The 12,371-nt window shown below is 60.7% G+C and carries 8 protein-coding genes; 2 read left to right on the forward strand and 6 right to left on the reverse strand.

What is annotated here, in order from left to right:
* Nucleotides 1–115 precede the first annotated feature (115 nt).
* From ACIOMO_RS09580 to pilG, 6 genes are all read right to left on the reverse strand, one after another.
* Nucleotides 116–583 (reverse strand): chemotaxis protein CheW, encoded by a 468-nt coding sequence (locus ACIOMO_RS09580; protein ID WP_053124693.1) that lies wholly within the window; start codon nt 581–583, stop codon nt 116–118.
* Nucleotides 576–6,476, reverse strand: coding sequence for an Hpt domain-containing protein (locus tag ACIOMO_RS09585; protein ID WP_401240211.1), 5,901 nt, complete (start codon nt 6,474–6,476; stop codon nt 576–578). The genes ACIOMO_RS09580 and ACIOMO_RS09585 overlap by 8 nt, the downstream gene beginning before the upstream one ends.
* 11 nt (nt 6,477–6,487) lie before the next feature.
* Complete coding sequence (locus ACIOMO_RS09590; RefSeq protein WP_053124698.1) at nt 6,488–8,536, reverse strand: methyl-accepting chemotaxis protein; 2,049 nt, start codon at nt 8,534–8,536, stop codon at nt 6,488–6,490.
* Nucleotides 8,537–8,679: 143 nt separating this feature from the next.
* The gene (locus tag ACIOMO_RS09595) at nt 8,680–9,219 is read right to left on the reverse strand and encodes a chemotaxis protein CheW (protein ID WP_007913675.1); all 540 of its coding nucleotides are present in this window, start codon (nt 9,217–9,219) and stop codon (nt 8,680–8,682) included.
* A 10-nt stretch (nt 9,220–9,229) separates the two neighbouring features.
* A complete protein-coding gene (gene pilH / locus ACIOMO_RS09600; protein WP_053124759.1) occupies nt 9,230–9,595 on the reverse strand; it encodes a twitching motility response regulator PilH in 366 nt (121 codons plus the stop codon).
* Nucleotides 9,596–9,655: 60 nt separating this feature from the next.
* Nucleotides 9,656–10,060 (reverse strand): twitching motility response regulator PilG, encoded by a 405-nt coding sequence (pilG, locus tag ACIOMO_RS09605; protein ID WP_007913673.1) that lies wholly within the window; start codon nt 10,058–10,060, stop codon nt 9,656–9,658.
* Nucleotides 10,061–10,285: 225 nt separating this feature from the next.
* Here pilG and gshB point away from each other — a divergent pair, with 225 nt between their 5' ends.
* Together gshB and ACIOMO_RS09615 are read left to right on the forward strand one after the other, a co-directional pair.
* Complete coding sequence (gene gshB, locus ACIOMO_RS09610) at nt 10,286–11,257, forward strand: glutathione synthase (RefSeq protein ID WP_212550152.1); 972 nt, start codon at nt 10,286–10,288, stop codon at nt 11,255–11,257.
* Between the two features lie 166 nt (nt 11,258–11,423).
* Nucleotides 11,424–12,323, forward strand: a complete 900-nt coding sequence (locus ACIOMO_RS09615) for a TonB family protein (protein WP_401240215.1) — start codon at nt 11,424–11,426, stop codon at nt 12,321–12,323.
* Nucleotides 12,324–12,371: the final 48 nt, after the last annotated feature.

The following is a 12,371-nucleotide window of genomic DNA, read 5'->3' on the forward strand; positions in this document are numbered from 1 at the left end:
AACATCAAAAGATCGCAGCGTGCCGCAGCTCCTACAGGGGAACGTATTCCCAATCCAGAAATTCATTCGGTTTGCCGAATCCATGCCGGAGAGGGCTGGGGTGAGGGTCAGGCCGTTAAACCAGATCAGCCTCAACCAACAATCGCTCCAACCCCAACAAATCCGGCACCTTCGCCACTTGCTCCCCCACCTGCACCGCCGCCTGCTCCAGCGCACACAACGGCACGTCGACATAACTCAACTGGCTATCAAGTTTGTACGACCGCGGAATCCCCTGCACCAGCAGCGCAATGAACTTCAACTCCGGCAACCCGCCCAGCGCATTCAAAATCACGATCCGAGCGCGCTCGCCAATCACAATTTTCTGCCCGCACGCCGATTCAAAACTCAGCAATGGAATCCGCCGCTCACGCCACGTCACCCGCCCCAGATACCACGGCGGCGTGTCCAGATCGAAGGCACTGGCCTGATAGTCGATCAGCTCAGCGACAGCGACGTTGGGCAGGATCAAATTGCGATCCGCCAACGGCAGCAGCAGCCCGGTCAGTTGGCTGCTGCGCTGATTGTGCCGGCGCTCATGCATGTTTCTTGCTCCATTGGGCAATGCTTTCGAGCAGCACCGATTCCTGGTACGGCTTGCCGAGGTAGTCGTTGACGCCAATCGCCATCGCACGATCACGGTGTTTTTGCCCGGTGCGCGAGGTGATCATGATGATCGGCAGGTGTTGCAGGCGCTCGTCGTTGCGCACCTGGGTGGCGACTTCGAAACCGTCCATGCGCGGCATTTCGATGTCGAGCAGCATCAGGTCGGGCATGTGTTCTTCGAGCAGCAGCATCGCATCGACTCCGTCCTTGGCGGTGAGCACGTTCATGCCGTGGCGTTCGAGCAAACGGCTGGTGACCTTGCGCACGGTGACCGAGTCGTCGACCACCATCACCAGCAGCGGTTTCTGTGGTTCGCTGTCGATCTCCGGCAGCGTCGGCGTCTGCGCAATACGTGCCTGCATCGCCCGAATCGGTGCGAGCAGATCGAGAATCAGCACCACCCGGCCATCGCCGAGAATCGTCGCCCCGGACACGCCCTGCAGCGCGGCGAATTGCGCGCCGAGGCTCTTCACGACGATCTCGCGAGTGCCCGCCATCACGTCCACTTGCACGGCAATGTGCCGGTCGTTGTAGTGCACCAGCAGCACCGGCAATGGCAGGTTCTGCCCGAGCAGTTTTGGCCGTGGCGCAGTTTTCAGCAGTTCGCCGAGGTAGCACAGTTCATAGGTCTGGCCGCCGTATTGATAGCGCGGCGGATCCTGACGGAAGTGCCCTTCGAGATCATTCGGCAACACGCGAACAATCCCCTCAATGGTGTTCAGCGGAATCGCGTATTGATCCTCGCCACACTGCACCATCAACGCGCGGTTGACCGACACGGTGAACGGCAGACGAATGCGAAAATGCACGCCCTGCCCCGGCACCGAGTCGATGCTCATGGTGCCGCCGAGTTGCCGAACCTCTTCGTGCACCACGTCCATGCCGACGCCACGCCCGGAAATCTGCGTAATTTTTTCCGCTGTGGAAAAGCCCGGCTGAAGGATGAACTGCAACACATCGCGGTCGCTGATCTCGGCATTCGGCGCGAGCAAACCACGCTTGATCGCCTTGTTGCGCACCGCTTCCAGCGGCACACCGGCGCCGTCATCACGGATGTCGAAAACGATGTCGCCGCCCTCACGAGACAGGTCGAGGCTGATCTGCCCTTGCGCCGGTTTACCCGCCGCCAGCCGCACTTCGGCGGACTCCAGACCATGATCGACGGCGTTGCGCAGCATGTGTTCCAACGGCGCGGCCATGCGTTCGAGCACGTTGCGATCCATCTCGCCTTCAGCGTTGCCGACGACAAACGCGACGTCTTTGTTCAGCTCTTCGGCGACCTGACGGACGATGCGTTTCAGGCGCGGCAACATGCGCTCGAACGGCACCATGCGCGTGCGCATCAGGCCTTCCTGCAATTCGGTGTTGATGCGGCCCTGTTGCTGCAACAGGTTCTCCGCGTCGTGGTTGCGGCGGTCGAGGGTTTCTTTCAGATCGAGCAAGTCAGAGGCCGATTCAAACAACGCCCGCGACAGTTGCTGCAACTGCGAATGGCGATCCATTTCCAGCGGATCGAATTCTTCGTAACCGAGGCGTTCGGCATCTGCTTGCTGGCGACTGAGAATCCGTCCTTGGGTTTCGGTGTCGAGACGGCGCAATTGATCGCGCATCCGTTCGATGGTGGTTTCCATCTCGTTCAGGGCAATCTGTGCGTCGTTGACCTGCTGCTCGATACGGCCCCGGAAGATCGAGGTTTCCCCGGCCAGATTGACCAGCTCATCGAGCAGTTCGGCGGAGACCTTGACCATGTCCGCGCCAACGTCGGCCGCCGGCGGTGCGGCCTCGGTTTTAGCCGCAACCGGCAGCAGCACCGGCTGCACTTCAAGGGTCGCCGGGTGACTGAAATTCTGGATCGCATTGATCAGCCGATCGGCCGGCGGGCACGGTTGCCCGGCACGCACCGCATCGAGCATCTGCGCCAGTCGGTCATGCCCGCGCTGCACCAGCGCAAACAGTTCGGTCGAGGCTTGCAGCGAACCGGCCGACAGACTTTCGTAAAGGTATTCCAGCTCATGGGCGAGGTCGCCGATCGGGCCGATCTCGACCATCCGCGCGCCACCCTTGAGGGTGTGCAGATCGCGCAGCAGGGTTTCGATTTCCTGTCGATTACCCGGCTCGGCCTGCCAGCGCAGCAGCGCGGCGCCGGAGTTTTCGATGATGTCGAAACCTTCTTCGAGGAAGATCTCCAGCAGCTCCGGATCGTGACTGGCGCTGTCATGATCGGCGGTGGCTGGCGGCGTTTCGGCGATGCCTGGCCCCTGCCGCACTTGGCGGATCGCTTCAATCAGATCGTGCGCCGGCGTCAGTGGCTGATGGTTTTGCAACTGATCAAGCAACAGCGCCAAGCGGTCGTGACTCTTGAGCAGCAAGCGGCCCAGGGTTTCGCTGTAGTTGTAGCGACGATCGCCCAGGCCTTCGTAGAGGCTTTCCAGCTCCTGAGCCAGATCGCCGATGGCCTCGACTTCAGCCATGCGCGCGCCGCCCTTGAGCGTGTGCAAATCGCGCTGCAAGGATGACAACGGCGCGCTGTTGTCCGGATCACTCAGCCAGCGCTGCAAGGCCTGGCCGGCGCTGTCGAGAATGTCTACGGCCTCTTCGAGGAAGATCTCGACGATCTCGTCGTCCGCTTCAAAAGCGCTGGCCGTTTGTTGCAGTTCGGCGGTGGCGCTGCCCAGTTCGCGGATGCTCAGGGTGCGGCTGCCGTCGCTGCGAATCAGGCCCATCGACGACGGGTCGAGGCTTTCATCGAGCAGATCATGCAGGGCGCGAATCCGCTCGGGCTGCGGGGTGACTTCCTGGCCGGCAGCCAGTTCGTCGAGCATGTTGATCAGCGCTTCGTGGGCATTTTGCGCTTCGTGAAAAAAACGCTCGCTGACCGCCAGACTGCTTTCTTCGACGGCGCCGTAAAGATCGAGCAAAGCCTCGCACAACACATCGACCGGCAGCAGATCGGCGAGGTGCGCGCCCTCGCCCAGCGTGGTCAATTCATCGAGCAGCGCGCTGAGTTCCTGACGTTCGCCGGGGTGTTGCTGCCAGCGCTGCAACAGGCTTTCGGCGTCGAGCAGGATGTCCATGCCTTGGGCGAGAAAGTTGTTGATCAGTTGCGGGTCGCGCTTGATCCGCAGGCCGGTGTTCGGCGCATCGAGGATCGACGCCAGCCGCTCGGCCAGCAGTTCATCGGTGCGCTTGATCAGCGACTGCGCGCCGACAATCGGCGCCAGCGGATCGTGTTTGAGCTGACGCAAACCGACGCGAAACAAGCCCTCGGCTTCAAGGAGCAATTCCACTTCATCCAGATCCAGCGGCAACTGGTGCGCCTTGAATTCGCGGGCCAGTTGATCGAGCGGCGCGGCCAGTTCGGCAATCGGCAACACGCCGGCCATCGACGCGCTGCCCTTGAGCGTGTGCAAGGCGCGCTGCAATTCGTCGCTGGCCTGCAGTGGTACATGCTCGGCGGCTTGATCGAGGAAACGGTTGAGGCTGGCGAGGTGGGTTTCCGCTTCGTTGCGGAAGATCTCCAGCAACAGTGGATCAAGCGCCGCGACATCGTCGACGTCTTCAGCGGACATCGGCTCGTCACCCTTGGCCAAGGCGTGCGCGCGGGCGGCGAGTTGATCGACATCGCTGCGCTGACGCTGGCGGTTGGTGGCGAACTCGCTGATCAGTTCCGGCAGTAACAGCACCGTGTCGGTCAGCAGTTGCTGCACCACCGAGCCGGGTTCGACGCTTTGTTCGAGCACGCGGTTGAGCAGGTTTTCCACCGACCAGGCCAGCTCACCGAGGATCAGCGCGCGCACCATGCGTCCGCTGCCCTTCAAGGTGTGGAAGGCGCGGCGCAGTTCAGTCAGGGCATCGCGATCCTGCGGATTGGCAGCCCAGCGCGGCAGGTATTCGTGGAGGACTTCGAGGACTTCATCGGTCTCTTCGAGGAACACTTCGCGCAGCTCATCGTCGACCGGTTCTTCATCGGCCGGCGGCGGCATCAGGCTGCCGGGGGTGATCAGCGCCGGCGGATTGAGCGCTGACACCGGGCTGGCCAACACGTCGGCCAGCGACTGCACGATGTCCGGATCGTCGAGTGCTTGCATGTCCTGCATCACCAGCGCTTCGCTGGGGGAGAGCACGTCCTCGAGCACGGGAACATGCGGCTCATTTGGAAAGAACCCCAGACTGGCGAGGGATTTCTGCGCGACATCCAGCAGTTGTTCGCCCGGTGCCTGCGGGTCGTCGCTCAAGCGTTCAAGGTAATACTCAAGGCTGCTGATGACATCGGCCAGATGATCGAGCTGCTCCCAACCCGGTTCGTGCGGATCAAGCAGCAAATGGTCGCGGATAAAACCGTTGCAAGCCTCGACCAGACTCGCCGCGCGGTTCAGTGGAATCATCGCCAATGCACCACGCACTTGAGTCAGCAGCGCCGGCAACGGTTGCAGGTGTTGGCGATCCCAATCGGCGTCGATGTAGTCGACGATCATGTCCTTGGCCTGTTGCAGGCAGATGCGCGCTTCCTTGATGACGATCTGATGAATCTGCGTCAGGTCGGTGGTCGGCAGGCGCGCGTCTTCCGGGCTTTCCGGCTCGACGGTGCCGACCATCCCGGCCAGCGTCGCCTCGACGTAGAGCAAGGCGCCGGCGACGTCCATCAGGATTGCGTCGTTCGGTTCGCGCTGGCCCTGGGCAAGGCTCAGCACCACCGCCAATTGATCGATGATGACTTTGCGCGGCTGACCGAATCCGAGCACGGCGAGGGTGTCGGCGATTTGCCTTAATGGCGCGAGCAGGCTTTCCAGATCCGAGGTGTGCTGACGGTCGCTGCGCACGAACAGGTCGAGGCGCTCCTTGACCCGCACCAGCTCTTCGCACAATGCCGCCAGCACTGAACGCATCGCATCGCGGTCGGGGCCAGCGAGGCGTGCGCGTTCTTCATCGACCATCGCACTGTCGGGCAACGCGTCGTCCAGGGAGTAGCGATCTTTCATGGTCAGCATCTGCCCGGTGGGATGTTCGGCTTTGGCAATATAGAACAACAGGCTTTTCAGCAGCTCCGGCGGTGGCGGCTGGTTGAGGCCGGCCATGCCTTGATCGAGCAGACGCTTGAGCTCTTTGTCGGCGTCCTTGAACAGGCTGCGCAGCGCCGGGCTGTTGGCGATCACGCCTTCGCGCATGCCTTCAACCAGCGCCGAGGCGACTTGCCACAACGGACTCAGCGGTGTGTCGCCACTTAACGCTTCGAGGCGAGTAAAGACTTTCGCCAGATAACCGAGGTGGGTCTGATCGTCCTGTTCACGCAGCAAGCCGACCAGGGCCATTTGCAGTGTCTGCCGGAGTTTGCGCAGCACGTTGGGCAACTCTGGCGGTTCCAGCAGCGCCAAAGCCTGTGCGCTCAGCGGCGGCAGCTCGGGCAGTTGCGGGCTGAACAGGCTGGTTTCCGACAACAGGCTTTCGCCACGGGCGCTGCGCAGATCGTTGATCAGCGGCAGCACCACCAGCGGTAAATCACGCCGGGCGCTTTGCACGCGGTCGAGGTAGATCGGCAATTGTCCGAGCGCTTGCAGCAACAAATGCAGCGCTTCGTCGCGATGGCTGACGCGCTCTTGCTGCAGGGCTTCGACCAGATGTTCCATCTCTTCGGCGAGCAAGGCTGCGCCGTAGAACTCGACCATCTGCAGGCTGCCGTGCACCTGATGGATGTAATCCAGACATTCGTCCAGACCGGGAAAAGCCTGTGGATCATCGAGCACGGCTTCAATCGCCTGATGCGCCTGTTTCAGCGTTTCGGCAATTTCGCCTTTGACCCATTCGAGGGCCACATAGTCGTGCCGATCACCCATAACCACTCCACTCACGCTTTGTCTTTCGCCGCCGGCAAGGTGAATCCGGACACCGAGCGCCGCAGCTGGCTGGCCATTTTCGTCAGGTTGCCGATGCTCTCAGCGGTGGCGGTGGAGCCGGACGAGGTCTGCGAGGTGATCTGCTGGATCACGTTCATCGTCAGGGAAATCTGCCCGGCCGACGTCGTCTGCTGCTGCGCCGCGTTGGAGATGCTTTGAATCAGCGCCGCGAGGGTTTTCGACACGCCTTCGATTTCTTCCAGGGCCACACCGGCATCCTGCGCCAGTCGCGCGCCGCGCACCACTTCGGTGGTGGTTTGCTCCATGGAAATAACGGCTTCATTGGTGTCGGTCTGAATCGCCCGCACCAGGGTTTCGATCTGCCGAGTGGCGGCGGACGAGCGCTCGGCCAACCGTTGCACTTCGTCGGCAACCACAGCAAAACCGCGCCCGGCATCACCGGCCATCGACGCCTGAATCGCCGCGTTGAGGGCGAGGATGTTGGTCTGGTCAGCGATATCATCGATCAGGCTGACGATGTCGCCGATTTCCTGCGACGACTCGCCGAGACGCTTGATGCGCTTGGCGGTGTCCTGAATCTGCTCGCGAATGTTGTCCATGCCGTGGATGGTGTTGTGCACCACCTCGTTGCCTTTGTTGGCGATCTCCACGGAACGCTCGGCTACCGCCGAAGACTCGGCGGCGTTGGCCGAGACCTGATCGATGGATTCAGCCATATCGCTGATCGCCGTCGAGGCTTCGGAAATCTGCTGGGCCTGATGCTCCGAGGCTTGCGCCAGGTGCATGGCGGTGGCCTGGGTTTCCTGCACGGCAGCGGCGACCTGGCCGGCGGTGAGGTTGATGGTCGCAACCAGGTCGCGCAGTTGGTCGACGGAATAGTTGATCGAGTCGGCGATGGTGCCGGTGAAGTCTTCGGTCACCGAGGCGGTGACGGTGAGGTCGCCGTCGGCAAGGTCTTCAATCTCGTCGAGCAGGCGCATGATCGCGTTCTGGTTGCGCTCATTCTTTTCGGCGGTTTCGCGCAGTTGCCGGTTGGTCTCGCGCACCATGACCATGCCGATCAGGATGATCGAGGCCAGTGCCAGCAAACCGAGGACGTAACCGCCGATGGTGTCGGTGTTGCGCCCGCCCGCGAGGTTTTCAAAACCGGTGGCCAGGTGCGAGGCTTCGTCGAGCAGGGTTTGCGAGAGGCTGAAGATGTTGCTCGCCGATTCGCGAACCTTGAACAGCTCGGGCGAGGTTTCGAGGATTTCATCGACGGAGCCGGAGACGAACTGGAACAGCTCGGAGATTTCGCTCAAACGCGCGCGGGCGTCGCGGTCTTCGACCTGAGTGATTTTAAGCGTCGGGTTGCCTTGCAGCATGCCATTGAGCACTTGGCCGAAACGGGTAGCGTCGCGGCCAAAGGCATCGGCGGCTTGCTGCGAGTTTTCGTCACCGGCGAGCACGGTGTTGACCGCGCCAAGAATGCGCTCAGCCAGCAACGACTGACGTTGGGCCATCGCCACTTGTGCAGCTGGGGCACCACGCTGGAGGAGGATTTCGACGACTTTTTCGTATTCGATCTGCAACTGCGGCACGGTTTCGGCCAGGGTCGCGGCGACTTGATGCAGCGACAATACGGTCTGTTCGCTGGAGAGAATCGCGTCGGTGTTTTTCAGCAGACGTTCCCAGTCCAGCTGCACGGCGCGCATTTCCGGGCGCACGGTGGCAGGGGCTGGCGGCAGGCCGGTGACCGGGTCGCCTTTCTTCAGGTAACCCCAGCGCAGGGCGAAATCGTTGCGCGCATCGCTGAGCAACTTGAACGCCGCAGCCTTGCCGGCGGCGGCTTCGGTGGCGTTTTTGGCGATGCGTTGCGAGAGCACGCGCAGCTCACCGGCGTGGCCGATGTACTGTTTGTCGTAGTTCGCCTGGGTGTTGAGGTAAGCGAAGTTGGCGAACAGCAGCATGATGAACACGATCAGTGCGATGAACAGCACGATGATCTGCGAGCGACTGCGCGATCCTTCCGCCGGCTTGCCTGTTTTTGCTTTTATCATCGGTCCTCGCCTATGAGACCTGCCACGATCCAATGTGGGAGCGGGCTTGCTCGCGAATGCGGTGGGTCAGCCAGCATCAATGTTGAATGTCAGACCGTATTCGCGAGCAAGCCCGCTCCCACATGGGTTCTCTGTTGTTTCGACTAGATTGCGACACTCATGAACACCGGGGATTTCGCCAAGGCAAACAGGCTGAACACCCGCCAGTTCTGCTCGCGCCGAAAATAGCCTTTGACGAACTCGGCCTTGGAGCCCTGGCGCTTGCTGATCGAGATCGGTTCGAAGCTGTCCTGTTCAAAGTGCTGCAAGCCAATAACCTCATCGACCATCAGCCCGGCAAACACGTCCCCATGCTCCACCACCAACACCCGCCGCTGTTTGCGCAACGGCGACAGTTCATGCCCGAAGAAACCACACAAATCCATGATCGGCAGCAACCGTCCGCGCAGATTAGCCACACCCTTGACCCACGGCTTGACCCCGGGCAATTGCGTGAAACGCGGTTCGTGCAGCACTTCGCTGACTTCGCCCATCGGCGCCACATACCAGTGTTCGCCGAGGCGAAAGCCGATGCCGCTCCAGCGATCCTGGCGCGCCGGTTGCGACGGCAAGTCCGCCGCCAGCAAGCGGCAGCGCTGATCGATCTGCCAGAGCAGTTCGAACGCGGTCAGCGATTCGCTCATGGTTGCGCGATCAGCCTTTGAGTACGTTGTTCAGGGTCTTGATCAGGGTGTCTTCGTCGACCGGTTTGGTCAGGTAGTCCTTGGCGCCCTGACGAGTGCCCCAGACCTTGTCGGTTTCCTGATCCTTGGTGGTGATGATGATCACCGGGATGTGCGTGGTGTCGGCATCCTTGGTCAACTGGCGGGTTGCCTGAAAACCGTTGAGGCCGGGCATGACGATGTCCATCAGTACCGCGTCAGGTTTTTCCTGCCGGGCCAGGGCCACGCCGTCCGCGCCGTTTTCGGCCTTCAACACTTCATGGCCGTGCTTTTCCAGCATGCCGGTGAGTTTGTACATTTCAGTCGGCGAATCATCGACGATCAGGATACGTGCCATGGTTTTCCCCATTTTTCTTGTCGACGCCCGGCCCGCTGACCGCGCGTCTCTGTACGTGTCTTACTGTGGCAAAACGGCGGCAAAGCCCGGAACATGGGCCTGAATCGCGTTGAGCAGTTCTTCCTTGCTGAAAGGCTTGGTCAAAAATTGATCAGAACCGACAATCCGCCCCTTGGCCTTGTCGAACAGCCCGTCGCGCGATGACAACATGATCACCGGTGTCGCCTTGAACGCGCTGTTGTTCTTGATTAAAGCGCAGGTCTGATAACCATCCAGACGCGGCATCATGATGTCGACAAAAATGATCCCGGGGTGGTTATCGGCGATCTTGGCCAGGGCGTCGAAACCGTCGATCGCCGTGATCACTTCGCAACCGACATTCTTCAACAATGTTTCGGCGGTGCGACGAATCGTTTTCGAGTCGTCGATCACCATGACCTTCAAGGCGCTGGACTGCTGTTCCATAAGAGGGCTCTACCGTCGCCTTTGCGAATCAAATTGTCCGTTTTGCTATGAGTAATGGCCGGAAACCCTTGATGCTTAAGGGCCAGCACGATATGCCAGCCTTTTTAGCACAGTCTCCAGATCCAATCTATCGACGGGTTTTCCCTTGACCGAAAACCCACCCGGCGCCACTCTGGCGGCACTTTTTCAATACCGATCCGGTAGCCAATTTTCGAGGAAAACCCAATGAGCGTTCGCGTCGGGATTGTCATGGACCCTATCGCCAGCATCTCCTATAAAAAGGATAGCTCGCTGGCCATGCTGCTGGCCGCGCAAAAGCGTGGCTGGGAACTGTTCTATATGGAACAGCGCGACCTGTATCAGGGCGAAGGTCAGGCACGTGCGCGCATGAAGCCGCTGAAAGTCTTCGCCAACCCGGAAAAATGGTTCGAACTGGACGCCGAGCAGGACAACCTGCTGAGCGATCTGGACGTGATCCTGATGCGCAAGGATCCGCCGTTCGACATGGAGTTCGTCTACTCCACCTACCTGCTTGAACAGGCTGAAACCGCCGGCGTACTGGTGGTGAACAAGCCGCAGAGCCTGCGCGACTGCAATGAAAAGCTGTTCGCCACGCTATTCCCGCAGTGCACGCCGCCAACCATTGTCAGCCGTCGCGCCGATGTGCTGCGCGAATTTGCCGCCAAACACGGCGACGTGATCCTCAAGCCGCTGGACGGCATGGGCGGCACTTCGATCTTCCGTCACCGCGCGGGCGACCCGAACCTGTCGGTGATTCTGGAAACCCTGACCGCCCTCGGTGGCCAGCAGATCATGGGCCAGGCCTACCTGCCAGCGATCAAGGACGGCGACAAACGCATCCTGATGATCGACGGCGAGCCGGTGGATTACTGCCTGGCGCGGATTCCGGCGCAGGGCGAAACCCGTGGCAACCTCGCCGCCGGTGGTCGTGGCGAAGCGCGTCCGCTGACCGAGAAAGATCGCTGGATCGCCGCCCAAGTCGGCCCGACCCTGCGTGAGAAAGGCCTGCTGTTCGTTGGTCTCGACGTGATCGGCGAGAGCCTCACCGAAATCAACGTGACCAGCCCGACCTGCATCCGTGAAATCGACAACGCGTTTGGCACTGATATCGGCGGCATGCTCATGGATGCCATTGAAAGCAAGCTGCAAGCCTCAAGCCGTAAGCCGCAAGCCTGACGGCCAGCTACAAGCCGCAAGCCATGAGCTACAAGCTTTTACTTGCAGCTTGCCGCTCGAAACTTGCAGCTGCCCTTATGTCGCTTGCCGCTTGAAGCTTGCAGCTAAAAACCAACATTGCGTTATCATGCCGAGCCCGTAAAAACGCGATGTTGGTTTTTCTGTCATGACCCTCCCGTCCGATCTGCCCGCTGAACTCGCCCATCGTGGCGTGCGCCCGGCCGATCGCCTCGGTTTTACCCTATTCCTTGCGGCGCTGATCCATTTGGCGTTGCTGCTTGGCGTCGGCTTCACGATGGTCGAGCCCAAGCAAATCAGCAAAACCCTGGAAATTACCCTCGCCACTTTCAAGAGCGAAAAGAAGCCGGAGAAGGCGGATTTTCTCGCTCAGGAAAATCAGGAAGGCAGCGGCACGCTGGACAAAAAGGCGATTCCGAAGACCACTGAGGTCGCGCCGTTCCAGGACAATCAGGTCAAAAAAGTCACGCCGCCACCGGCCGCCAAGCCGGAAGTGCAGGAAGCCGCGCCCAAAGCAGCGGTGACCACCGTGGCACCGAAGCAGAAAAAAGCGCCGACCAAGAAAGAAGAGACCAAGACTGAAGTGAAACCGTCGGTCGACGCGCCGACGTTCGACAGCTCGCAGCTGTCCAGCGACATCGCCAGCCTTGAAGCCGAACTGGCCAAAGAACAACAGCTGTACGCCAAACGCCCGCGCATTCATCGCTTGAGCGCTGCGTCGACCATGCGCGACAAGGGCGCCTGGTACAAAGACGAATGGCGCAAGAAGGTCGAGCGCATCGGTAACCTGAATTATCCCGACGAAGCGCGGCGCAAGCAGATCTACGGCAATTTGCGCCTGATGGTCTCGATCAATCGTGATGGTTCGCTGTATGAAGTGCTGGTGCTGGAATCGTCTGGCCAGCCACTGCTGGACCAAGCGGCGCAGCGCATCGTCCGCCTGGCGGCGCCGTTTGCACCGTTTACCGGCGATTTGTCGGATATCGATCGGCTGGAAATCATTCGCACCTGGAAATTCGCCCGCGGTGACCGCTTGTCCAGCAATTAGGGGCAAGATCAAAAGATCGCAGCCTTCGGCAGCTCCTACAGTTTGGCC

It is taken from the genome of Pseudomonas sp. NPDC087804, assembly GCF_044742965.1.
Lineage (GTDB): Bacteria > Pseudomonadota > Gammaproteobacteria > Pseudomonadales > Pseudomonadaceae > Aquipseudomonas > Aquipseudomonas rustica.

What these genes read in the sequence shown, in the direction of transcription:
- ACIOMO_RS09595 (WP_007913675.1), bottom strand. Translation starts at nt 9,219, where the DNA reads ATGAGCGAATCGCTGACCGCGTTCGAACTGCTCTGGCAGATCGATCAG.
- ACIOMO_RS09585 (WP_401240211.1), bottom strand. Translation starts at nt 6,476, where the DNA reads ATGGGTGATCGGCACGACTATGTGGCCCTCGAATGGGTCAAAGGCGAA.
- ACIOMO_RS09615 (WP_401240215.1), top strand. Translation starts at nt 11,424, where the DNA reads ATGACCCTCCCGTCCGATCTGCCCGCTGAACTCGCCCATCGTGGCGTG.
- pilG (WP_007913673.1), bottom strand. Translation starts at nt 10,060, where the DNA reads ATGGAACAGCAGTCCAGCGCCTTGAAGGTCATGGTGATCGACGACTCG.
- ACIOMO_RS09590 (WP_053124698.1), bottom strand. Translation starts at nt 8,536, where the DNA reads ATGATAAAAGCAAAAACAGGCAAGCCGGCGGAAGGATCGCGCAGTCGC.
- pilH (WP_053124759.1), bottom strand. Translation starts at nt 9,595, where the DNA reads ATGGCACGTATCCTGATCGTCGATGATTCGCCGACTGAAATGTACAAA.
- gshB (WP_212550152.1), top strand. Translation starts at nt 10,286, where the DNA reads ATGAGCGTTCGCGTCGGGATTGTCATGGACCCTATCGCCAGCATCTCC.
- ACIOMO_RS09580 (WP_053124693.1), bottom strand. Translation starts at nt 583, where the DNA reads ATGCATGAGCGCCGGCACAATCAGCGCAGCAGCCAACTGACCGGGCTG.